This window comes from Kitasatospora sp. MY 5-36 (genome assembly GCF_001182915.1).
Classification (GTDB): domain Bacteria; phylum Actinomycetota; class Actinomycetes; order Streptomycetales; family Streptomycetaceae; genus Kitasatospora.
Genome location: NZ_LFVW01000135.1, coordinates 1 through 22,715, shown reverse-complemented (window position 1 = coordinate 22,715; position 22,715 = coordinate 1). Strand labels below are relative to the sequence as shown.

General features: G+C 73.1%; 18 protein-coding genes and 1 pseudogene. 12 read left to right on the top strand and 7 right to left on the bottom strand.

The genetic code is table 11. From position 1 onward, the window contains the following. Positions 1-306: pseudogene (locus AE652_RS10565) on the bottom strand (hypothetical protein); the annotation flags it as partial. A gap of 59 nt (positions 307-365) precedes the next feature. Continuing rightward, the gene (locus tag AE652_RS10560; RefSeq protein ID WP_049650991.1) at positions 366-1,346 is read right to left on the bottom strand and encodes an aldo/keto reductase; all 981 of its coding nucleotides are present in this window, start codon (positions 1,344-1,346) and stop codon (positions 366-368) included. Positions 1,347-1,586: 240 nt separating this feature from the next. On the opposite strand from AE652_RS10560, the gene AE652_RS10555 reads away from it, so the two are divergent. Next, complete coding sequence (locus AE652_RS10555; RefSeq protein WP_049650990.1) at positions 1,587-2,633, top strand: LLM class F420-dependent oxidoreductase; 1,047 nt, start codon at positions 1,587-1,589, stop codon at positions 2,631-2,633. Positions 2,634-2,669: 36 nt separating this feature from the next. On the opposite strand, the gene AE652_RS10550 is transcribed toward AE652_RS10555, so the two are convergent. Continuing rightward, positions 2,670-3,650 carry a magnesium and cobalt transport protein CorA gene (locus AE652_RS10550; protein ID WP_049650995.1) on the bottom strand — a complete coding sequence of 327 codons (981 nt, stop codon included), beginning with the start codon at positions 3,648-3,650 and terminating at the stop codon, positions 2,670-2,672. Positions 3,651-3,811: 161 nt separating this feature from the next. Here AE652_RS10550 and AE652_RS10545 point away from each other — a divergent pair, with 161 nt between their 5' ends. From AE652_RS10545 to mshC, 6 genes are all read left to right on the top strand, one after another. After that, entirely contained in the window at positions 3,812-4,504 is a 693-nt protein-coding gene (locus AE652_RS10545) for a histidine phosphatase family protein (RefSeq protein ID WP_049650989.1), read from the top strand. A 197-nt stretch (positions 4,505-4,701) separates the two neighbouring features. Beyond that, complete coding sequence (locus AE652_RS10540; RefSeq protein ID WP_049650988.1) at positions 4,702-5,271, top strand: DUF3090 family protein; 570 nt, start codon at positions 4,702-4,704, stop codon at positions 5,269-5,271. Positions 5,272-5,315: 44 nt separating this feature from the next. Next, positions 5,316-6,113: an SCO1664 family protein gene (locus AE652_RS10535; protein ID WP_049650994.1), complete on the top strand. Its 798-nt coding sequence runs from the start codon at positions 5,316-5,318 to the stop codon at positions 6,111-6,113. A 180-nt stretch (positions 6,114-6,293) separates the two neighbouring features. Then, positions 6,294-7,172 carry an AraC family transcriptional regulator gene (locus tag AE652_RS10530; RefSeq protein ID WP_049650987.1) on the top strand — a complete coding sequence of 293 codons (879 nt, stop codon included), beginning with the start codon at positions 6,294-6,296 and terminating at the stop codon, positions 7,170-7,172. A gap of 124 nt (positions 7,173-7,296) precedes the next feature. Beyond that, positions 7,297-8,133 (top strand): carbohydrate-binding protein, encoded by an 837-nt coding sequence (locus tag AE652_RS10525; protein ID WP_049650986.1) that lies wholly within the window; start codon positions 7,297-7,299, stop codon positions 8,131-8,133. Between the two features lie 229 nt (positions 8,134-8,362). After that, a complete protein-coding gene (mshC, locus tag AE652_RS10520) occupies positions 8,363-9,592 on the top strand; it encodes a cysteine--1-D-myo-inosityl 2-amino-2-deoxy-alpha-D-glucopyranoside ligase (protein ID WP_049650985.1) in 1,230 nt (409 codons plus the stop codon). Between the two features lie 100 nt (positions 9,593-9,692). Here mshC and AE652_RS10515 read toward each other — a convergent pair whose 3' ends face one another. Both AE652_RS10515 and AE652_RS10510 read right to left on the bottom strand, forming a co-directional pair. Next, entirely contained in the window at positions 9,693-10,646 is a 954-nt protein-coding gene (locus AE652_RS10515; protein ID WP_049650984.1) for a PAC2 family protein, read from the bottom strand. Between the two features lie 322 nt (positions 10,647-10,968). Then, complete coding sequence (locus tag AE652_RS10510; protein WP_199823072.1) at positions 10,969-12,063, bottom strand: hypothetical protein; 1,095 nt, start codon at positions 12,061-12,063, stop codon at positions 10,969-10,971. A 142-nt stretch (positions 12,064-12,205) separates the two neighbouring features. Between AE652_RS10510 and metH the strand changes: the two genes are divergently transcribed. From metH to AE652_RS10495, 3 genes are all read left to right on the top strand, one after another. Beyond that, positions 12,206-15,718: a methionine synthase gene (gene metH, locus AE652_RS10505; RefSeq protein WP_049650983.1), complete on the top strand. Its 3,513-nt coding sequence runs from the start codon at positions 12,206-12,208 to the stop codon at positions 15,716-15,718. A gap of 139 nt (positions 15,719-15,857) precedes the next feature. After that, positions 15,858-16,562 (top strand): HAD family phosphatase, encoded by a 705-nt coding sequence (locus AE652_RS10500; RefSeq protein WP_049650982.1) that lies wholly within the window; start codon positions 15,858-15,860, stop codon positions 16,560-16,562. A gap of 221 nt (positions 16,563-16,783) precedes the next feature. Beyond that, positions 16,784-18,388: an ABC transporter substrate-binding protein gene (locus AE652_RS10495; RefSeq protein ID WP_158077697.1), complete on the top strand. Its 1,605-nt coding sequence runs from the start codon at positions 16,784-16,786 to the stop codon at positions 18,386-18,388. Between the two features lie 97 nt (positions 18,389-18,485). Here the strand turns inward: AE652_RS10495 and AE652_RS10490 are convergent, their stop codons facing one another. Next, a complete protein-coding gene (locus AE652_RS10490) occupies positions 18,486-19,157 on the bottom strand; it encodes a response regulator transcription factor (protein WP_049650980.1) in 672 nt (223 codons plus the stop codon). After that, complete coding sequence (locus AE652_RS10485; protein WP_049650979.1) at positions 19,158-20,057, bottom strand: RecB family exonuclease; 900 nt, start codon at positions 20,055-20,057, stop codon at positions 19,158-19,160. It lies immediately after the preceding gene. Positions 20,058-20,223: 166 nt separating this feature from the next. Here AE652_RS10485 and AE652_RS10480 point away from each other — a divergent pair, with 166 nt between their 5' ends. Both AE652_RS10480 and AE652_RS10475 read left to right on the top strand, forming a co-directional pair. Next, on the top strand, positions 20,224-21,435 hold the full coding sequence (locus AE652_RS10480; RefSeq protein WP_049650978.1) for a site-2 protease family protein: 1,212 nt from the start codon (positions 20,224-20,226) through the stop codon (positions 21,433-21,435). Positions 21,436-21,481: 46 nt separating this feature from the next. Further along, positions 21,482-22,441 (top strand): tRNA (adenine-N1)-methyltransferase, encoded by a 960-nt coding sequence (locus tag AE652_RS10475; RefSeq protein ID WP_049650977.1) that lies wholly within the window; start codon positions 21,482-21,484, stop codon positions 22,439-22,441. The last annotated feature ends 274 nt before the right edge of the window (positions 22,442-22,715 follow it).

The window sequence follows — 22,715 nt, the reverse complement described above, 5'->3', positions numbered from 1 at the left end:
GGCGGCCGCGACCGGGGAGGCCGGAACGGGGGCGGCCGGGACCGGGGCCGCAGCGGCCGGCTCCGGCTCCCCGGGCTCCGACCCGCCGGGCTCCGGGGCCTCCTCCGTCGGATCCTCCTCGGCCGGGGCTTCCGCCATCGAGGCCTCCGCCCGGGCGGCACCCGCCCGTGCGGCACGGTCCGCGGCGTCCTCCGGCTGCATGCCGCGGATCCGCTGGGCCAGCTCCGCGAACTTCGCGGCCTTCGCCTCCGGGGTCAGCTTGGCCCCGGCGGTCACCTCCGGAGCGCCGTTCCCCGTGTCAGTCATCGTCGTCCGCTCCAAAGGTCACTCCACTGCAGGTTCTGCTCGACGACCCGGGCCGGTGGTCACAGCTCCGTCCACCCCTGGTCCGGGTAGTGGTGCACCGGCGACGAGATGTCGTCCAGCGCACCACGGATCTCATCCGGAAGCGTAAGCGCCTCCACCGACAGCGCCGACTGCAGCTGGGCCACCGTCCGGGCCCCGACCAGGGCGCTCGCCACCCCGGGCCGGTCCCGGACCCAGGCCAGCGCGACGGCCAGCGGGGTGCTGGCGAGCCCGTCGGCGGCGGTGGCGAGGGCGTCCACGATCCGCCGCGAGCGCTCTCCGAGGTAGGGCTGGACGAATCCGGACAGGTACGGCGAGGCGCCGCGCGAGTCCTGCGGGACGCCGTGCCGGTACTTGCCGGTGAGCACCCCGCGCCCGAGCGGCGAGCCGGCCAGCACCCCGACCCCGGCGTCCAGCGCGGCGGGCAGCGCCTCCCGCTCGATGCCGCGCTGGAGCAGCGAGTACTCCAGCTGCGTCCCGGCCAGCGGCACCCGCCCGTGGTGGGCGTGCTGCCAGGCGGCGGACTTGGCGAGCTGCCAGCCGCTGAAGTCGCAGACCCCGACGTAGCGGGCGCGCCCGGAGGAGACGGCGATGTCGAGGGCGCTGAGCGTCTCCTCGACCGGGGTCACCGGGTCGAAGGAGTGCACCTGCCACAGGTCGACGTAGTCGGTGCCGAGCCGGCGCAGCGAGGCGTCCAGGGCGGCGAGCAGGTGGCCGCGCGAGCCGTCGAAGCGGCGGGCGGACTCGGGGACGCTGCCGGCCTTGGTGGCGATGACGAGTTCGGAGCGGGGGACCAGGCTGTCGGTGAGCCGGGAGATCAGGTACTCGGCGCCGCCGTCCGCGTACACGTCGGCGGTGTCGACCAGGTTGCCGCCGGCGTCGACGAACTCCTTGAGCTGTTCGGCGGCCTCCTGCTCGTCGGTGTCGCGGCCCCAGGTCATGGTGCCGAGGCCGAGTCGGGAGACCTGGAGGCCGGTACGGCCGAGGTGACGCTTTTCCATCGGACGGGCCTTCCACTGGCCGGTGGCCCCGGGAGCCCCGGCGGCCCTGTGAACGCGCAGGTGGGGAGAGCGCTCCCCACGTCGGCTGAGCGTAGCGGCCGGTGCGCGGAGAGAGGTGCAGACCCGCAGAACGATCAACAGCACCGGTGTGACCGGATCCACCCCTACCCGTCAGTAGCGTGTTCGGTGCGGGCACGGTTACCCTCGCGACCAACCCCAACCCACTGGAAGGTGCGGCAGATGCGACTCGGGATCAACCTCGGCTACTGGGGACTCGGCATGGACGCCGACAACATCGCCGTGGCCCAGGAGGCGGACCGCCTCGGCTACTCCGTCTGCTGGGCGGCGGAGGCGTACGGCTCGGACGCCGCGACGGTGCTCAGCTTCGTCGCCGCGAAGACCGAGCGGATCGACGTCGGCTCGGCCATCTTCCAGATCCCGGCGCGCACCCCGGCGATGACCGCGATGACCGCCGCGACCCTGGACACCCTGTCCGGCGGCCGGTTCCGGCTCGGCCTCGGCGTCTCCGGCCCGCAGGTGTCCGAGGGCTGGTACGGGGTGAAGTTCGACAAGCCGCTCGCCCGCACCCGCGAGTACGTGGAGATCATCCGCAAGGCGATGTCCCGCGAGCGCCTGGTGCACGAGGGCGAGCACTGGACGCTCCCGCTGCCCGGCGGCCCCGGCAAGCCGATCAAGCTCACCGTGCACCCGGTGCGCGAGCACATCCCGCTGTACATCGCCGCGATCGGGCCCAAGAACCTGGAGCTGACCGGCGAGATCGCCGACGGCTGGCTCGGCATCTTCTTCTCGCCCGAGCACGCCGCGCTCTCCCTCGACCCGCTGACGGCCGGCCGCGCCAAGGCCGGGAGGACGCTGGAGGGCTTCGACCTCTGCCCGACCGTGAACCTCGCGGTCGGCGAGGACATCAAGGCCGGTGTCGACGCCCTGCGCTCGTACGCCGCGCTCTACATCGGCGGCATGGGCAGCAAGGAGAAGAACTTCTACAACCAGCTCGCCCGGCGGATGGGCTACGAGCAGGCCGCCGACGAGGTCCAGGAGAAGTACCTCGCCCGGGACCACGCGGGCGCCGCGGCCGCCGTCCCGCACGACCTGATCGACGCCACCTCGCTGATCGGCGACACCGCCCGGATCGCCGACCGGATGCAGGCCTACGCCGAGGCGGGCGTCACCACGCTCACCCTGGCCCCGGCCGGGTTCACCCTGGACGAGCGGATCCTGGCGCTGCGCACCGGTGTCGAGGCGCTGGAGCGCGCCGGACTGGCCTGACCGGGGCCGGGTGTCCGAGCGGCCCGCCCGGCGGCGCTACAGCCAGTCGTGCCGCTTGAACACCCGGTGCAGCACCAGGCAGACCACCGTCATCAGCACCAGCACCGCCGGGTACCCCCAGATCTGGTGCAGCTCCGGCATGTGCTCGAAGTTCATCCCGTAGATGCCCGCGATCATGGTCGGTACGGCGGCCAGCGCCGCCCAGGCCGAGATCTTCCGCATGTCGTTGTTCTGCTGGACGCTGACCTGCGCCAGGTTGGCGTTCAGGATGTCGGACAGCAGCCGGTCCATGCCGTCCACCTGGTCGTTCACCCGGGCCACGTGGTCGGCGACGTCCCGCAGGTAGGGCGCGGCCTCGGGGCGGACGAAGCGGGCGCCGCGCTCCAGGGCCAGCATCGGCTCCAGCAGCGGGCCGGTGGCCCGGCGCACGGACATCACCTGGCGCTTGTAGCCGTAGATCCGTCCGGCGGTGTCGCGGTCGACCCGGGAGGGGGAGAAGATGTCCGCCTCCAGTTCGTCCAGGTCGGTCTGGAGCCCCGCGGCCACGTCCATGTAGCCGTCGACGATCGTGTCGCAGACCGAGTGCAGCACCGAGCTGGGCCCGTACCGCAGCTGTTCGGGGTCCTGCTCCAGGGCGGCCCGCAGTCCGCCGAGCGGGCTGTCCTCGCCGTGCCGGACGGTCATCACGAAGTCCGGGCCGAGGAAGACCATCACCTCGCCGACCGTGACGACGTGCCCGCCGGGGTGGTAGCCGAGGGTCTTCAGCGCGACGAACAGCGAGCCCTTGTACGCCTCCACCTTGGGGCGCTGGTGGGCGCTGACGGCGTCCTCGACGGCCAGCGGGTGCAGCGCGAACTCCTGGCCGACGCGGTCGAGTTCCTCGGCGGTGGGCTCGAACAGGCCTATCCAGACGAAGCCGTCCGGACCGGCCGCGCGGGCGGCGGCGAGTGCGCCGGCCAGGTCCTCGGGGGCCTCGATGCGGCGGCCGTCGTGGTAGGCGGCGCAGTGGACGATCATGCGGGCCATTGTCACCCGAGCGGGGCCGTCCGGCACGGATCCGGGGGATTCCGGTCCACCGGCCCCCGGCGGCCGGGGCGGTGGCGGACCCGGCCGCCGCGGGCCGGACGGGCGGGAAATCCGGTCTCCACGGCCGGGCCCGGAGGCCGTAGGCTGACCCCATGCCCACCCTGCTGCTCGTCCGTCACGGCCGCTCCACCGCGAACACCGCCGGAATCCTGGCCGGTTGGACCCCCGGCGTGGACCTCGACGACACCGGCCGGGACCAGGCCGCCGCGCTGGCCGGCCGACTGGCCGGCATCCCGCTGGTGCGGGCGGTCAGCAGCCCGCTGGAGCGCTGCCGGCAGACGCTGGAGCCGCTGCTGGCGGTCCGGCCCGAGCTCGGGCCGCCGGCCGAGGACGAGCGGCTGGGGGAGTGCCACTACGGCGAGTGGACCGGCCGTCCGCTGGCCGAGCTGGCCAAGGAGCCGCTCTGGCGCACCGTGCAGGACCACGCCGCCGGGGCCGCCTTCCCCGGCGGGGAGTCGCTGCGCGAGCTGAGCCACCGCACGGTGGACGCGGTGCGCGAGTGGAACCGGAGGATCGCGGACGAGCACGGCGAGGACGCGGTCTGGATCGCCTGCTCGCACGGGGACGTGATCAAGGCCGTGGTGGCCGACGCGCTCGGGCTGCACCTGGACCACTTCCAGCGGATCAGCGTCGAGCCCTGTTCGGTCACCGCGATCCGCTACACCCCGCAGCGGCCCTTCGTCTTGCGGATGGGCGACACCGGTGACCTCGCCTCGCTCGCCCCCAGGCCCGGCCCGGCGGCGGCCACCCCGGCCGGCGACGCGGTGGTCGGCGGCACCGTCTAGGCCGCGCCGCCGACGGGCCGTCCGGGGAGGCGCCGTCCGCGGCGGCACCGTTCGCTTCCCCGGGTGCCACCCCGCCCGCGGCCGTCGGCTCGGCTCCCCGGCCGGAGCCCGAAGGTCGTAGGGTGACTAGCGAGTCCATCCGGCCGCGGCCCGCCCCCGGCGGAACCGCGCCGACCGACACGATCCGGAGCGAGAGCGTGCCCCGTCAGGTCTTCTTCTACGACCAGCCCGAACGGTTCGTGGCCGGCACCGTCGGCCAGCCCGGCGCCCGGGCGTTCTACCTTCAGGCCAGCGCCCGGGGCCGGATCACCAGCGTGCTGCTGGAGAAGACCCAGGTCGCGGCGCTCGCCGAGCGCATCGAGGAGGTCCTGGACGAGGCGCTGCGGCGCAGCGGCGGCGACACGTCCATCCCGGCCGCCGCCCCGAACGACCTGCTCGACACCGCGCCGCTGGACCTCCCGCTGGAGCAGGAGTTCCGGGTCGGCACCATGGCCCTGGCCTGGGACAGCGTGGACGCCTGCCTGGTGGTCGAGGCGCAGGCGCTGGTCGAGGAGGAAGAGGAGGAGGACGCCGCCGAGGCGGCCTTCACCGACGACGAGAACGGCCCGGACATGCTGCGGGTGCGGCTGTCCGGCGCGATGGCCCGGGTCTTCGCCAAGCGCGCGCTGGACCTGGTCGCGGCCGGCCGCAAGCCCTGCCCGTTCTGCAACCTGCCGCTCGACCCGGAGGGCCACCTGTGCCCGCGCGCGAACGGCTACCGGCGCTGAACACCGACACCCCGCCGCAGGCCGACCCGTCGGCCGCCGCCGCGCTGGCCGCCGACGTGCCCACCGCCCTCGCGCTGCTGCGCCAGGGCGGGCTGACGGTGCACGGGCGGCTCACCGACGCCTCCAACGCCGCGCTGTACTGCACGGTGGCGCACGGCTCGCTGAGCGCGCAGGCCGTCTACAAGCCGGTCGCCGGGGAGCGCCCGCTGTGGGACTTCCCGGACGGCACGCTGGCCGGCCGCGAGGTCGCCGCGTACGAGCTGTCCGCCGCGACCGGCTGGGCGCTGATCCCGCCGACCGTGCTGCGCGACGGCCCGCACGGGCCCGGCATGCTGCAGCTGTGGGTCGAGCCGGACCCGACGGCCGAGCCGCTGCTCGCGCTCCAGGACCCGCTCGGCCCGGAGGCGGGCTGGCTGCCGATCGTCCGGGCCGAGGTCGAGGGCGGGCGGACGGCCCTGCTGGTGCACCACGACGACCGGCGGCTGCGCCGGCTCGCCGTCCTGGACGCGGTGCTCAACAACGCCGACCGCAAGGGCGGCCACCTGATCCCGGCCGCCGACGGCCGGGTGTACGGCATCGACCACGGCGTCACCTTCAACACCGAGGACAAGCTGCGCACCCTGCTCTGGGGCTGGGCCGGCGACCCGCTGCCCGCCGAGGCGCTGGAGGTGCTGGCCCGGCTGGCCGAACAGCTGGACGGCGAGCTCGCCGAGCGCCTCGCCCCGCACCTGACGGCGGCCGAACTGGACGCCACCCGGGCCCGGGTGGCCGCGCTGCGCGGCTCCGGCCGGCACCCGCTGCCGCCCGAGGACTGGCCCGCGATCCCCTGGCCGCCGGTCTAGGACGGGGCTTCGGCGGGTGCCGGCCGGAGCCCGAACCGGTGCCCCGGAGCGCCGGTGGTCCGGACCGCTCGTCGAAAACGGCGGCAGATGGTCTGGACCTGTCCCCGGAACAGGTCGCACACTGCTCCGATGGATGTGCGACGGACGACCCCCACCCCCCGAACCACGCCGGACCTGCCGTTGCACCGGTTACAGGTCCCGCTGCCCCAGCTGCTCCCCTTCGCCATCGGCAGTTTCGACGCGATCGGCCCGCTCTCCCGGGCCGGCTTCCCCCACCGGCACTCGTTCTACGAGATCGTCCACGTCACCGGCGGCCACGGCGCCCACGTCCTGGACCTCGTCCACCGGCCGCTGGCGCCACCGCAGTTGTGCGTGATCACGCCCGGCCAGGTGCACTACTGGGCGGACGCCGAGGAGCTGGTCGGCCGGGTCGTCCTGTTCAACGAGGACTTCCTGCTCGGCCACCCCCAGGACCTCGCCGCCCTGCGGGCGCTGGCCACCCGCCCGGCCCTCGCGCTCGGCGACCAGGCCGACGCGGTCGCCGCGCTGCTCGCCGACATGGAGTACGAGTACCGGACCAGGGGGCCCGGCTACCAGGGCGTGCTGCGGGCCAGCCTGCACATCCTGATCGTCCGGGCGCTGCGCGCCTGCGCCCCGGCCGACCGCCCGTCGGTGCCCGGCCGCCCGGCCGAAGTGGCCGCCGCCTTCACCCGGTTGATCGCCCGGCCGGGCGGGGTGCGGCACTCGGTGGCCTCCACCGCGCAGGAACTCGGCGTCTCCCCGGGGCACTTGCAGACCCTGGTGAAGCAGGCCACCGGCCGGACGCCCGGCGGGCTGATCCGCCGCCAGCAGACCCTGGAGGCCAAACGGCTGCTCGCCTGCACGGATTTGACGATCCGTCAGGTCGCCAAGGAGGCGGGCTTCGTCGACCCGGCGTACTTCTGCCGGTTCTTCCGTCGGGAGACCGGGATGACCCCGGGGGAGTTCCGGTCCAGGGTCGACGGAAATCACCACGATCCCCGGATCATGTCCATCGCGGTCGCACCGGACGGCCCGTAACTTTGCTGGTGGCCACCGGTGGCCGGTCCGGCGCGCACGGACGGGCGGCCGGTCCGGCCCTTGTCATGCCCCCACCATGGCAAGGGCCGCCCCCACCCCCCGCCTCACGATAAGGAGACGGCGCATGCCCACGCCCGACGGCATGATCAGCCGCAAGACCGTCCTCAAGGCCGCCGCCGCGCTCGGGGCCGCCCCGCTGCTCGTCGGCGGCGGGGTCGCACTGGCCCGGGACCAGATCGGCACCGGCGAGCCGCTCGCCCTCACCCCCGAGTGCCACGACGGCGACGCCCCCACCATCGAGCAGACCGAGGGCCCGTACTTCAAGCCCAACTCCCCGCTGCGCAGCTCGATGGTCAACGACGGCCCCGGCACCCGCCTGGTGGTCAGCGGCTACGTCTTCGGCCGGGCCTGCCGGCCCATCTCCGGTGTGCTGCTGGACTTCTGGCAGGCCGACGACGGCGGCAACTACGACAACAGCGGATACACCTTCCGCGGCCACCAGTTCACCGACGCCAACGGCGCCTACAAGCTGGACACCATCGTGCCCGGCCTCTACCCGGGCCGCACCCGGCACATCCACGTCAAGCTCCAGGCCCCCGGCCGCTCGATCGTCACCACCCAGCTGTACTTCCCGGGCGAGCCGCGCAACAACACGGACACCATCTACGACGCCCGGCTGCTGATGAACGTCCGGCAGAACGGGTCGACCCGCGAGGGCAGCTACGACTTCGTGCTGAACGTGGCGCAGACCCCGGGCACGCCGAGCCCCACGCCCACCCCGACCTCCACCTCCACCGGTGGCCCGACCACGCCGCCCGGCGGCAGCTGGGCCGCGGGCACCTCGTACAACGCGGGCGACCGCGTGACCTACTCCGGCGTCTCCTACACCTGCCTCCAGGCGCACACCGCCATGGCCGGCTGGGAGCCGCCGAACGTGCCGGCCCTCTGGCAGCGGTCGTAGCGGCTCCGGCCGCTCCACCCGAGGAGCCGGGCGCCCGGTCGGCGGCAGGGCCGACCGGGCGCTCACCCATGCCCGGAGCCGGGTGCGGGGGGCGTACACCACGCGTTCCGACAGCGCCGGATCCGTGCAATACCAGTCGGGAAACTGTCGGGCAACGGTAGGAAACGAATCCAGTCGATCTTTCGTACTGGTTAGGCTTTCAAATGTTCGCAAGGTTAAAGTTGTTTCCATGCATGCCTGGCCCGCCTCCGAGGTTCCCGCCCTGCCTGGTCAGGGGCTCCCCCTCCGTATCCACGACACCGCAGCGGGCACAGTCCGGGAGGTCGTGCCGCAGGACGGCACCGCCCGGATCTACGTCTGCGGCATCACGCCCTACGACGCGACCCACATGGGCCACGCCGCCACCTACAACGCGTTCGACCTGGTGCAGCGCGTCTGGCGGGACGCCGGTCACGACGTCCTGTACATCCAGAACGTCACCGACGTCGACGACCCGCTGCTCGCCCGCGCGGTCGAGACCGGCCAGGACTGGACCGCCCTCGCCGAGCGCGAGACGGCCCTGTTCCGCGAGGACATGACCGCGCTGCGGATGCTCCCGCCGGCCCACTACATCGGCGCCGTCGAGTCGATCCCGTGGATCGTCCCGATCGTGCAGAAGCTGCTGGCCTCCGGCGCCGCCTACCACGTCGACGGCGACATCTACTTCTCGGTCGACGCCGACCCGCGCTTCGGCGAGGTCTCCGGCCTCACCCGCGAGGCCATGCGCCCGGTCTTCGCCGAGCGCGGCGGCGACCCGGACCGCCCCGGCAAGCGCAACCCGCTGGACGCCCTGCTCTGGCTGGCCGCCCGCCCGGGCGAGCCCGCCTGGGACACCGAGCTCGGCCACGGCCGCCCCGGCTGGCACATCGAGTGCGTCGCCATCGCCCTCCGGTACCTCGGGATGTCCTTCGACATCCAGGGCGGCGGCAGCGACCTCTCCTTCCCGCACCACGAGATGGGCGCCGCGCACGCCCAGGTCGCCACCGGCGCCCACCCGTACGCCCAGGCGTACGTGCACGCCGGCATGGTCGCCCTGGACGGGCACAAGATGTCCAAGTCCCGCGGCAACCTGGTCTTCGTCTCGGCGCTGCGCCGCGAGGGCGTCGACCCGGCGGCGATCCGCCTGGCGCTGCTCTCGCACCACTACCGGGCCGACTGGGAGTGGACCAAGAGCACCCTGGACGAGGCCGTCGAGCGCCTCGCCCGCTGGCGCGCCGCGGTCTCCCGCCCGGACGGCCCCTCGGCCGAGCAGCTGCTCGCCGAGGTGCGCGAGGCGCTCGCGAACGACCTGGACGCGCCCGCCGCGCTGGCCGCGGTCGACCGCTGGGCGGACCGGCAGGAGACCGAGGGCGGCACCGACATCGGCGCTCCCGGCCTGGTGACCCGCACCGTGGACGCCCTGCTCGGCGTCGCGCTGTGACCCGGGTGCGGTAGCCCCGGCGCCGGGGCCACCGCACCACACGCCGAAGGGGCGTCAGGACCACACGGTCCCGACGCCCCTTCGGCGTGTGCGGTACGGGCTACTCGTCCTCGGCGCCGTCCTGGCTCTCCCGGGCGCCGCCCGGCGCCTCCGGATCGGCCGGCCGCTCCGCCGTGGCGTGCCCGGCCACCGGCTTCTCGCCGGTCGGCCCGACGTTCTCCCGGCGGCGCAGGTAGCGCTCGAACTCGCGGGCGATGGCGTCGCCGGAGGCCTCCGGCAGCTCCGCGGTGTCCTGCGCCTCCTCCAGCTGCTGGACGTACTCGGCCACCTCGCTGTCCTCGGCGGCCAGCTGGTCCACGCCGAGCTGCCAGGCCCGGGCGTCCTCGGCGAGCTCGCCCGGCGGGATGCGCAGGTCCAGCAGGTCCTCGAGCTTGTTGACCAGGGCCAGGGTGGCCTTCGGGTTCGGCGGCTGCGAGACGTAGTGCGGCACCGCGGCCCACAGCGTCACGGCCGGCACCCCGGCGTGGGTGCAGGCCTCCTGGAGCACCCCGACGATGCCGGTGGGGCCCTCGTAGCGGCTCTCCTCCAGGTCCAGCCGGCGGGCCAGGTCCGGGTCGGAGGTGACCCCGCTGACGGGCACCGGGCGGCTGTGCGGGGTGTCCCCGAGCAGGGCGCCCAGGATCACCACCAGCTCGACGCCCAGCTCGTGGGCGAAGCCCAGCAGCTCGTTGCAGAACGAGCGCCAGCGCATGCTCGGCTCGATGCCGCGGACCAGCACGACGTCCCTGGTCGTCGGCTCCGTCACCCGGATCACCGAGAGCCGGGTGGTCGGCCAGGTGATCCGGCGGATGCCGCCGTCCAGCCAGACCGTGGGCCGGTTGACCTGGAAGTCGTAGTAGTCCTCCGCGTCCAGCGCGGCGAACACCTTGCCGTTCCAGGTCTCGTCGAGGTGTGCCAGAGCCGCGGAGGCGGCGTCGCCCGCGTCGTTCCAGCCCTCGAAGGCGCAGACCATCACCGGGTCGATCAACTCGGGAACATCTTCCAGCTCGATCACCCAGCGTCTCCCTCCGGTCGGCGGTCGGACCTGCGCCGCCCCGGCTGGCCTGCCGGGGCGCCGACGGGCCGGCTGCCGACTGTCGAACCTCTCGTCTCCCATGGAACGCCTCGCTCCATGGTCCCTACCTGCCCAGCCTACGGGCTTTGATGCGCACCGCGGCCGGGCACCGGGACAGTCTGGGGGAGCGGACCGCCGGGATCCACCGGATATCGGCGGCGCCGGAGCTGACGGTCCGTCAGGCGTTCACCAGGGGCGGAGCGTGTTCGACCGGCGACGCGCTGTGCCCGCCGCCGCCCGGCGCACGGGCCCGCCGGGCGCGCTACTCCGGGTCCACCCAGCCGTCGCGGTACGCCGTCCAGTGCTCGGGCAGCGCGGCGAAGTCCACGTACAGCGCGACGCCGAAGCCGGCCCGCCGCCGGTCCTCCCGGCCCAGGCCCAGCCGGACGCCCCGGACGGCGGCCCGGACGGTCTCGGCGTCGCCCCAGTGCCCCCACTTGTCGTCCCAGAAGAACGGCAGGCCCATCAGCAGGTCCACGTCGGCCGGGGTGGCCCGCAGGGCGAGTTCGGTCTGCCGGGCGACGTAGCCGCCGTACAGCGGCTCGGTGGGCATCGAGGTGTCGTAGCTCATCACCGCGATCTGGTCGACCCGGCGGGCGGTCTCGGTGAAGTACGCCTGGTCCCACCACTTGCCGTGGTCGGTGAGCAGGATGCCGGCCGTGTGCAGGCCCGGGACCGGGTCGATCTGCGGGGCCGCCACCGACAGTTTGGCGCCGCGCCCCGCGGTGACCGGGCGGACCTGGTCGAGCAGGGCCAGCCAGCCCGCCGAACCGGGGCGGATCGGCTCCATGTCGAAGTGCACCCCGTCGAAGCCGAGGTCCAGCACCTGGCGGGCGGAGGCGGTGACCCGGTCCCGGGTCGGGCCGTCCTCCAGGTCCAGGGCGTCCTTCTCCGGCTTGACCTCGTCGCCCAGCCAGCCCTGCAGCCGTACGCCGGGCAGCTCCCGGTGCACGGTGTCGGTGAACCAGCGGCCCCGGGGGTGGACGGTGGGCGGCAGCGAGCCGTCGTGCTCCAGCGGGCCGGTGTGCACGTAGAGGTCCCGGATGCCGGTGCCGGCCAGTAGCCGGCCGAGCGCGGCCACGTCGGCCTCGGTCCTGCGGCCGTCCACCCAGGCGTGGCCGAGCCAGAGCGCGTCCCGGCCCCGGGTGCGGGCGTCGGCGGCGGGCTCGCCGGTGTAGTGCAGCCGGAACAGTACGAACACCGAGCCCAGCGCGGCGGCCGGCACGGCCGCCACCAGCACCAGGGCCAGCAGTGACCGGCGCCACCACGACCACGCCCGCCAGCGGTCGCGCAGCACGCGGAACGGGGCCGTCAGGGCCCGACCGGCTCGCTGCGCGGAGGTCCCGAATCGGGCCACGCGCTTGCTCCCCCCTTGCGGTCGAACGCTCAGGATACGGAATGGAACGGCGGGCCGACCCGTGGGCCGGATACCCTGGCCACGTGCGGGCCCGAGCAAGCGGGTCCGCAAAGCCGACAGCCGTCGCACCAGGGAGAAGCCCATGGCCACAGCAGCCACCCCGTCCATCACTCAGCAGAACCGTGCGAACGCGCTGCGTGAAGCGCTCGCCACCCGGGTGGTGGTCGCCGACGGTGCCATGGGCACCATGCTCCAGGCGCAGGATCCGACGCTGGAGGACTTCCAGAACCTCGAAGGCTGCAACGAGGTCCTCAACATCACCCGCCCGGACATCGTCCGGTCCGTCCACGAGGCCTACTTCGGGGTCGGCGTGGACTGCGTGGAGACCAACACCTTCGGCGCCAACTTCAGCGCCCTCGGCGAGTACGAGATCGCCGAGCGGATCTTCGAGCTGTCCGAGTCCGGCGCCCGGATCGCCCGCGAGGCGGCCGACGCCCACGCCGCCGCCGACGGCCGCACCCGCTGGGTGCTCGGCTCGATCGGCCCCGGCACCAAGCTGCCGACGCTCGGCCACGCCCCGTACGAGACGCTGCGCGACGGGTTCCAGCAGAACGCGGCCGGCCTGATCGCCGGCGGCGCCGACGCGCTGCTGGTCGAGACCAGCCAGGACCTGCTGCAGACCAAGGCCGCCATCCTGGGCTCCAAGCGGGCCCTGGCCGAGGCCGGCCTGGACCTGCCGGTGCTGGTGCAGGTGACGGTGGAGACCACCGGCACCATGCTGCTCGGCTCGGAGATCGGCGCCGCGCTCACCGCGCTGGAGCCGCTGGGCGTCGACTACATCGGCCTCAACTGCGCCACCGGCCCGGCCGAGATGAGCGAGCACCTGCGCTACCTGGCCAAGAACGCCCGGATCGGCCTGTCCTGCATGCCGAACGCGGGCCTGCCGGTGCTCGGCAAGGACGGCGCCCACTACCCGCTCTCCCCGGCCGAACTGGCCGACGCCCACGACGTGTTCACCCGCGAGTACGGCCTCTCGCTGGTCGGCGGCTGCTGCGGCACCACCCCCGAGCACCTGCGCCAGGTGGTCGAGCGGGTCCAGGGCCGCCCGATCGCCCCGCGCGACCCCCGCCCCGAGCCCTCGGCGGCCTCGCTGTACCAGGCCGTGCCGTTCCGCCAGGACACCTCGTATCTGGCGATCGGCGAGCGCACCAACGCCAACGGCTCGAAGAAGTTCCGCGAGTCGATGCTGGCCGGCGACTGGCAGGCCTGCGTGGAGATCGCCCGCGACCAGATCCGGGACGGCTCCCACCTGCTGGACCTCTGCGTGGACTACGTCGGCCGCGACGGCGTCGCCGACATGAAGGAGATCGCCGGCCGGCTGGCCACCGCCTCCACCCTGCCGATCGTGCTGGACTCCACCGAGCCGCAGGTGCTGCGGGCCGGCCTGGAGGCGCTCGGCGGCCGCGCGGTGCTCAACTCGGTCAACTACGAGGACGGCAACGCCCCGGACTCGCGCTTCGGCCGGATCGCCTCGCTGGCCCGCGAGCACGGCGCCGGCCTGATCGCGCTGACCATCGACGAGGAGGGCCAGGCCCGCACCGCCGACAAGAAGGTCGAGATCGCCGAGCGGCTGATCGCCGAGCTCACCGCCGACTACGGCGTCGACGAGGGCTCGATCCTGGTCGACTGCCTCACCTTCACCCTGGCCACCGGCCAGGAGGAGTCCCGCCGGGACGGCATCGAGACCATCGAGGCGATCCGCGAGCTCAAGCGCCGCCGCCCGGCCGTGCAGACCACGCTGGGCCTGTCCAACATCTCCTTCGGCCTCAACCCGGCCGCCCGGGTGGTGCTGAACTCGGTCTTCCTGCACGAGTGCGTGGAGGCCGGCCTGGACTCGGCGATCGTGCACGCCTCCAAGATCCTGCCGATCTCCCGGATCCCCGAGGACCAGCGCGAGGCCGCCCTCGACCTGGTCTACGACCGCCGCCGGGACGGCTACGACCCGCTGCAGCACCTGCTGGAGCTGTTCGACGGCGTCTCCTCGGCCTCGGTCAAGGCGTCCAAGGCGGAGGAGCTGGCCGCGCTGCCGCTGGACGAGCGCCTCCAGCGCCGGATCATCGACGGCGAGCGCAAGGGCCTGGAGGCCGACCTGGACGAGGCGCTGGCCGGTCGGCCCGCGCTGGAGATCATCAACGACACCCTGCTGTCCGGCATGAAGGTGGTCGGCGAGCTCTTCGGCTCCGGCCAGATGCAGCTGCCGTTCGTGCTCCAGTCCGCCGAGGTGATGAAGACCGCGGTGGCCCACCTGGAGCCGCACATGGAGAAGTCCGACAGCGAGGGCAAGGGCACCATCGTGCTGGCCACCGTCAAGGGCGACGTCCACGACATCGGCAAGAACCTGGTCGACATCATCCTGTCCAACAACGGCTACAACGTGGTCAACCTGGGCATCAAGCAGCCGGTCTCGGCGATCCTGGACGCCGCGCAGGAGCACAACGCGGACGTCATCGGGATGTCCGGCCTGCTGGTGAAGTCCACCGTGATCATGAAGGAGAACCTGGAGGAGCTGAACCAGCGCAAGCTGGCCGCGAGCTTCCCGGTGATCCTCGGCGGCGCCGCGCTCACCCGGGCCTACGTCGAGCAGGACCTGCACGAGATCTACGAGGGCGAGGTCCGCTACGCCCGGGACGCCTTCGAGGGCCTGCGGCTGATGGACGCGCTGATCGCGGTCAAGCGCGGCGTCCCCGGCGCGGCCCTGCCGGAGCTCAAGCAGCGCCGGCACGCCCGGGTCGAGGTGGAGGAGCCGGAGCCCGAGGTCAACCTCGGCCAGATCCGCTCCGACGTCGCCGTCGACAACGCCGTGCCCGTCCCGCCGTTCTGGGGCGACCGGATCGTCAAGGGCATCCCGTTCGCGGACTACGCCTCCTGGCTGGACGAGGACGCGCTGTTCAAGGGCCAGTGGGGCCTGAAGGCCTCCCGGGCCGGCGACGGGCCGTCCTACGAGGAGCTGGTGGAGACCGAGGGCCGGCCGCGGCTGCGGGCCTGGCTGGACCGCCTGCAGACCGAGGGCTGGCTGGAGGCCGCCGTGGTCTACGGCTACTACCCGGCCAACTCCAAGGGCGACGACCTGATCGTCTTCCACGAGGACGGCACCGAGCGCACCCGCTTCACCTTCCCGCGCCAGCGGCGCGGGCGCCGGCTCTGCCTGGCCGACTTCTTCCGCCCGGAGGAGTCCGGGGTGCGGGACGTGGTGGGCCTCCAGGTGGTCACCATGGGCAACCGGATCTCCGAGGCGGCCAACGAGCTGTTCGCCGAGAACTCCTACCGGGACTACCTGGAGCTGCACGGCCTCTCGGTGCAGCTGGCCGAGGCGCTGGCCGAGTTCTGGCACGCGCGGGTCCGCTACGAGCTGGGCTTCTCCGGCGAGGACCCGCAGGACGTCAAGGACATGTTCGCGCTCAAGTACCGCGGCGCCCGCTTCTCGCTCGGCTACGGGGCCTGCCCCGAGCTGGAGGACCGGGCCAAGATCGCCGAGCTGCTGAAGCCGGAGCGGATCGGCGTGGTGCTCTCCGAGGAGTTCCAGCTCCACCCGGAGCAGTCCACCGACGCGATCGTGATCCACCACCCGGAGGCGAAGTACTTCAACGCCCGGTAACCCCCGGTTCCCGCCGCATTCGCTCTTTCCGGACGAAGCGGGCGTATCCTTGATGATCCTGAACGGGCCGGTCCGCTCACCTGCGGGCCGGCCCGTGCCTTCCCCGGGGCCGCCCGGGCCTGCCGGAAGGACCCCCGACATGACCACCAGCCCCACTGCCACGCGCATCCTCGACCACGGGGACGACCGCGGGCTCCAGGCGGTGCTGCTGGACATGGACGGGACGCTGGTGGACACCGAGGACTTCTGGTGGCAGGCCGAGGCCTCGCTCTTCGCCGAGCTGGGCCACGAGCTGGACGAGGCGGACCGCGCCCACGTGGTCGGCGGTCCGATGGCCAGGGTGATGGAGTACCTGGTCGCCCGGACCGGGGCGGACATCGCGCCGGCGGACCTCGGCGTGCTGGTCAACCAGCGCTTCGTCGACCTGCTGGCGGGCGGCGTGCCGCTCATGCCGGGCGCCGAGCGGCTGCTCAACACCCTTGCCGCGCACGGCATCCCGGCCGCCCTGGTGTCCGCCTCGCACCGGCACGTGATCGACATCGTGCTGCGCTCGCTGGGCGCCCACCACTTCGCCTTCAGCATCGGCGGGGACGAGGTGCCGCGCACCAAGCCGTTCCCGGACCCGTACCTGGAGGCGGCCCGGCGGCTGGGCGCGGAGCCGGCCCGCTGCGTGGTGGTCGAGGACACCCCGACCGGGGTGCGGGCGGGCGAGGCGGCCGGCTGCCCGGTGATCGCGGTGCCCTCGGTGGCGCCGGTCGAGCCGGCTCCGGGGCGGCTGGTGGTGTCCTCGCTGGAGCAGGTCGACCTCGACCTGCTGCGCTCCCTGGTCGCCTCGCGGGTGTGATTGTCGTCTCATCGCGAGACGGCTCTACTCGCCGGTACGAGGCCCGGCGAGCCCCCGGACCGGCGCTGCCGGGGGAGAAAACGGTCATTGGCTGACAACTCGTCGGGCGCGCGGTGATGCCCTCAACGACCGTGTCCCAAACGTCATCTGCACGGGTACCGGTCGTGCGTGTTCGATATGGCACGCTACTCCAGTTCGTGCCACCCAGAAGGACGCGCCTCGTGAAGACTTCAGCTGAACGCCTGGCAGTACTCGGTTGCGCCGGCCTGGTCGCCGTGTCGGTGGCGGGCTGCGGATCGGTGACCGACGTGGTCAAGGGGGACAGCGGCAAGTCCATCACCATGGGCACCAGCCAGCTGACCGGTGTCCTGGACCCGGCCGCCGCCTACGACTCCGGCTCCTGGCTGCTGCTGCGCAACACCTTCCAGTCGCTGCTCACCTTCCAGGCCGCCGCCAGCGCGCCCTCCCCGGACGCCGCGCAGTCCTGCGAGTTCACCAGCGCCGAGGCCACCGAGTACCACTGCACCCTGAAGCCCGGTCTGAAGTTCTCCAACGGGCACCCGATGACGGCCCAGGACGTGGTCTTCTCGATCGAGCGCACCAAGAAGATCAACGACCAGAACGGCCCGGTCGAACTGCTGGACTCGATCAAGTCCGTCGAGGCCAAGGGCGACAACGAGGTGCTCTTCCACCTCTCCGCGCCCGACGCCACCCTGCCGGCCAAGCTGGCGAGCCCGGCCGGCGCCATCGTGGACCACCAGGTCTACCCCGCCGACAAGGTCGTCCCCAACGACAAGCTGATCGGCTCCGGCCCGTACCGCATCGACTCGGTCGAGAACCTGAACGGCGGCAAGCAGCTGGGCAAGGTCGTGCTGTCGGCCAACGACAAGTACGGCGGCGAGGCCAAGCTCCGGAACAGCAAGTTCACCGTGCGGTACTTCGACAAGGCCGAGGACCTGAAGACCGCGCTGGACAAGAGCGAGATCGACCTCACCGACAACAGCCTGGAGCCGAACACCGCCGCCCAGGTCCGCTCCGACCAGCAGGGCGGCAAGGCCGACCTCCAGGTGACCGAGGGCGACAGCAACGACACCCGTTCGCTGGTCCTCAACACCAAGGACCCGCTGATGAGCAACGTCGCGGTCCGCCAGGCCGTCGCCCAGATGATGGACCGCAAGGCGCTGGCCCGCGACGTCTTCGCCCGCACCGTCCAGGCGCTCTACTCCATGGTCCCGGCCGGCCTGCCCGGCCACACCACGGCCTTCTTCGACCGCTACGGCGACCAGGACGTGAACAAGGCCAAGAAGATCCTGGCCGACGCCAAGGTCCAGACCCCGGTCAAGTTCACGCTGACCTGGTCCCGTTCGCGGGCCGGCAGCAACGAGGCCGAGACGCTGAAGAAGCAGCTGGAGACCGGCGGCCTGTTCCAGGTGACGCTCGCCCAGGAGCCGGACTGGGACTCGTACCGCAAGGGCTGGGCCGAGAGCAAGTACCAGGCGTACATCATCGGTTGGTTCGCCGACTACCCGGACCCGGACAACTACCTCGCCCCGCTGCTGATCAACGGCGGTGCGTACCACCACGGTTGGGACGACCCGCGGATCAGCGGCCGGCTGGTGCCGGAGGGCCTCAAGCAGACCGACCGCAGCGCCGCGGCCGGCACCTACGCGCAGATACAGCAGATCGAGGCCGAGAACGTGCCGCTGATCCCGCTGTACCAGAACAAGTCCTTCTTCGCGGCCCGCTCGTACGTCACCGGCGTCGAGTCCACCGTCGACACCACCGGCTACTTCCGCTTCTGGGAGATCAGCCGGACCAACAAGTAGCGCCCGCAGGACGGCGGCCCGCCCGCTTCCCCGTCGGTACGGGGGAGCGGACGGGCCGCCGTGACGTTTCTGCCGCCCTGGGGCCGCTACCGGCCCGCTACAGGGCGCCCGGGCGCACCAGCCCGCTCTCGTACGCGTACACCGCCGCCTGCACCCGGTCGCGCAGCTGGAGCTTGGTCAGCACATGGCCCACGTGGGTCTTCACGGTGGTCTCGCTGACGAACAGCTCGGCCGCGATCTCCGCGTTCGACAGCCCGCGCGCCACCAGCTTCAGCACCTCCAGCTCACGCTCGGTCAGCGCGCCCAGCGCCTGCGGCGGCGCCTCGTCGCCCGAGGGCAGCTTGGTGGCGTACATGTCCAGCAGCCGGCGGGTGATGCTCGGCGCCAGCATCGCCGCGCCGTCCGCGACCACCCGGATCGCCTGCACCAGCTCCTCGGCCGGGACGTCCTTCAGCAGGAAGCCGCTGGCGCCCGCGCGCAGCGCCTCCACCACGTACTCGTCCAGGTCGAAGGTGGTCAGCACCAGCACCTTGGCCGGGCCGTCGCGCCCCGGGCCGGCGATCCGGCGGGTCGCCTCGACGCCGTCCATCCTGGGCATCCGGATGTCCATCAGCACCACGTCGGGCTGCAGCGCCCGCACCTGGTCCAGCGCCTGCTGGCCGTCGCCGGCCTCGCCGACCACCACCAGGTCGGACTCGGCCTCCAGAATCATCCGGAAACCGGTGCGCAGCAGCGGCTGGTCGTCGACCAGCAGCACTCGGATCGTCACCTAGGACTCCTTGCTCATCGGATCCCCCGTGGGATCGCTTTCATCCGACGTACGGGCCAGCGGCAGCGGGTACGGCGGCGGGGTGCCGCCGAACTCCGGGCAGCTGGCCTGGTGGTCGCACCAGTCGCAGAGGCGGTTGCGGGTCGCCGGGAAGTCCCCGGTGGCCACCGCGTGGCCGATCCGCTCCCACAGCGCCCGGAGCTTGCGCTCCACCGCGAGCAGGTCCGCCTCGTCCGGGTCGTAGCTGACCACGTCCCCGCCCCCGCCGAGGTAGACCAGCTGGAGGCGCTTGGGGAGCACGCCCTTCCAGCGCCACACCACCAGGGCGTAGAACTTCATCTGGAACATCGCCTTGCCCTCGAAGTCCCGCGAGGGCGCCCGGCCGGTCTTGTAGTCCACCAGCCGGACCTCGCCGGTCGGGGCGACGTCCACCCGGTCGATGTAGCCGCGCAGCAGCAGCCCCGAATCCAGGGCCGTCTCCACGTACAGCTCCCGCTCCACCGGGTGCAGCCGGGTCGGGTCCTCCAGCCGGAACCACTGGCCGACCAGCTTCTCGGCGTCCGCCAGCCAGCGGGTGAGCGCCGCACCGTCCGGGTCGTCCGGGAACAGCGAGCCCAGCTCCGGGCGCTCGCCCAGCAGCCGCTCCCACTGCGGGCGCAGCAGGCCCAGCGCCCGGTCCGGGGTCCGCTCGGCCGCCGGGCTGTCGAACAGCCGCTCCAGCACCGCGTGCACCAGCGTGCCCCGGGTCGCCGCCGAGCTCGGCGGCTCGGGCAGCCGGTCGATCACCCGCAGCCGGTACAGCAGGGGACAGGTGAGGAAGTCCCCCGCTCGGGACGGGGAGAGCCCGGTCGGGGGTGCCGCCGGGCGCCCGGCGGCACTGCTGGTCTGGGTGTGCTGCATGGCTACGACCCTATTGCCCTTTGCTGTCATCCCGCTGCCACGGTGCTGCCACAGCCGCCGGTGAGTGGGTATGAAGGCAGAAGGAGGGCCGCGCAGCGCCGGGGGGCCGCGATCACGTAGCGTGGGCGCACCGGGCACGACGGGGGAGACGACCGAAGGGATCACGGTGAGCGACAGCAGGGGGCAGCAGCCCTCCGAACAGCCACCGCAGGCGGGCGACGGGCGCCCGGCCGCGCCGCCGCCCGAGCGCCGCGGCGGAATCCTGATGGGCCGGCCCTTCGGCGTGCCCATCTACGTCACCCCCTCCTGGTTCGTCATCGCCGCGCTGATCACCTGGGTGTTCGGCGGGCAGCTGGGCGACGTGCTGCCCGACCTCGGCGGTGCCCGCTACCTGGTCGCGTTCTTCTTCGCGGTCGCCTTCTATGCCTCCGTCCTGGTGCACGAGCTCGCCCACACCCTGGTCGCACTGCGGTACAAGCTCGGGGTGCGGCGGATCCAGCTCCAGTTCTTCGGCGGGGTCTCCGAGATCGAGAACGAGGCGGAGAGCCCCTGGCGGGAGTTCTGGCTGGCCTTCGTCGGCCCGCTGCTCTCACTGCTGCTCGGCGGCGTGTTCTACCTCGGGGTGCGGGCGGTGGAGCTGTCCACCGTGCCCGGGGTGCTGCTCACCGGCCTGATGGTCTCCAACCTGGTGGTCGCCGCCTTCAACCTGCTGCCCGGCCTGCCGCTGGACGGCGGCCGGATGCTGCGCGCGGTCGTCTGGGCGATCACCGGCCGGCCGATGACCGGCACGGTGGCCGCCGCCTGGGTCGGCCGCGGGCTGGCCGTCGCCGTGCTGATCGGCCTGCCGCTGCTGAGCGCCGCCCGCGGGGTCGAGCGCACCACCACCGACACCCTGGTGGACGCGGTGCTGGCCGCGGTGCTCGCCGCGATCATCTGGAACGGCGCCACCGGCAGCCTGCGCAACGCCCGGCTCAAGGAGGTGCTGCCCTCCCTGCGGCTGCGCGAGCTGGCCCGGCGGGCCGTCGAGGTCACCGCCGACACCCCGCTCGGCGAGGCGCTGCGCCGCGCCCGCGAGGCCGGGGCCGGCGCGGTGATCGTGGTGGACGGCCGGGGCGAGCCGATCGCCCTCGTCCGGGAGTCCGCCGTCCGCTCGGTGCCCGAGCACCGCCGCCCCTGGGTGGCCGTCGGCCCGCTCGCCCGCGACCTCGAACCCGGGCTGCGGCTGGACGCCGACCTCGGCGGCGAGGACCTGCTGCGGGCCGTCCAGGCCACCCCGGCGGGGGAGTACCTGGTGGTCGAGCCGGACGGCCGGGTGTACGGCGTGGCCGCGCTCAGCGACATCGAGCAGCGGCTGACCGCCGCCGTCTCCGGCCGCTGATCATGGTGGTAAGGCGGAAGGCTCCGCTTCCCTTAGGATTGTCCGCATGTCCGAACCGACCGGTGCCGCCCGCCGACGCGGGCCCTTCCAGGTCGGGGACCAGGTCCAGCTGACCGACCCCAAGGGTCGCCACTACACGTTCACGCTCCAGGCCGGGAACCAGTTCCACACCCACAAGGGTGCGTTCCCGCACGACGAGCTGATCGGCGCCCCCGAAGGCACGGTCGTGCGCACCACGGGGAACGTCCCGTACCTCGCGCTGCGCCCCCTGCTCCCCGACTACGTCCTGTCCATGCCGCGCGGCGCCGCCGTGATCTACCCCAAGGACGCGGGGCAGATCCTGGCGATGGCCGACATCTTCGCCGGCGCCCGCGTCGTCGAGGCCGGCGTCGGCTCCGGCGCGCTCTCCACCTACCTGCTGCGCGCCGTCGGCGACACCGGCATGCTGGCCTCCTACGAGCGCCGGCAGGACTTCGCCGACATCGCCCAGGGCAACGTCGAGCGCTACTTCGGCGGCCCGCACCCGGCGTGGAAGCTCACCGTCGGCGACCTCCAGGACAACCTGGTCGAGACCGACGTCGACCGCGTCATCCTCGACATGCTGGCGCCCTGGGAGTGCCTGGACGTCGCCTCCAAGGCGCTCGTCCCCGGCGGCCTCATCTGCTGCTACGTGGCCACCACCACGCAGATGTCGAAGACCGTCGAGGCGCTGCGCGACCACGGCACCTTCACCGAGCCGCAGGCCTGGGAGACCATGGTCCGCACCTGGCACCTGGAGGGCCTGGCGGTCCGCCCGGACCACCGGATGATCGGCCACACCGGCTTCCTGCTCACCGCCCGCCGCCTGGCGGACGGCGTCGAGCCGCCGCTGCGCCGCCGCCGTCCGGCCAAGGGCGCGTACGGCGAGGACTACGACAACGGGACGCCCGAGCCCACCCTCCAGGAGCGCGCCGCCGCCCGCAAGGCCGCCCAGGCCACGGAGGCGGACCAGCCCGACCTGGGCTGAGCCCCGAACCCACCGACAAGGGGTGGTACGAGCACACCGCTCGTACCACCCCTTTCGCATTCCGCCGATCACGGTGTGGGACGATGCTGGCTCACGCCTTGGCTCTTGGAGCGCTGGAGGGGACGCCTGGTGGAGACCGCGGTCGGGACGACGGCGACGGTTGGACAGCAGACACCGCGGGGCCGCTCCGGGCCCGGGCGCGCGCGCACCGTCCCCTGGCACTGGGCCGTCGCCCTGGCCGGCTGCGGCGCGGTGGTGGCGGCCGCGCTCGCGG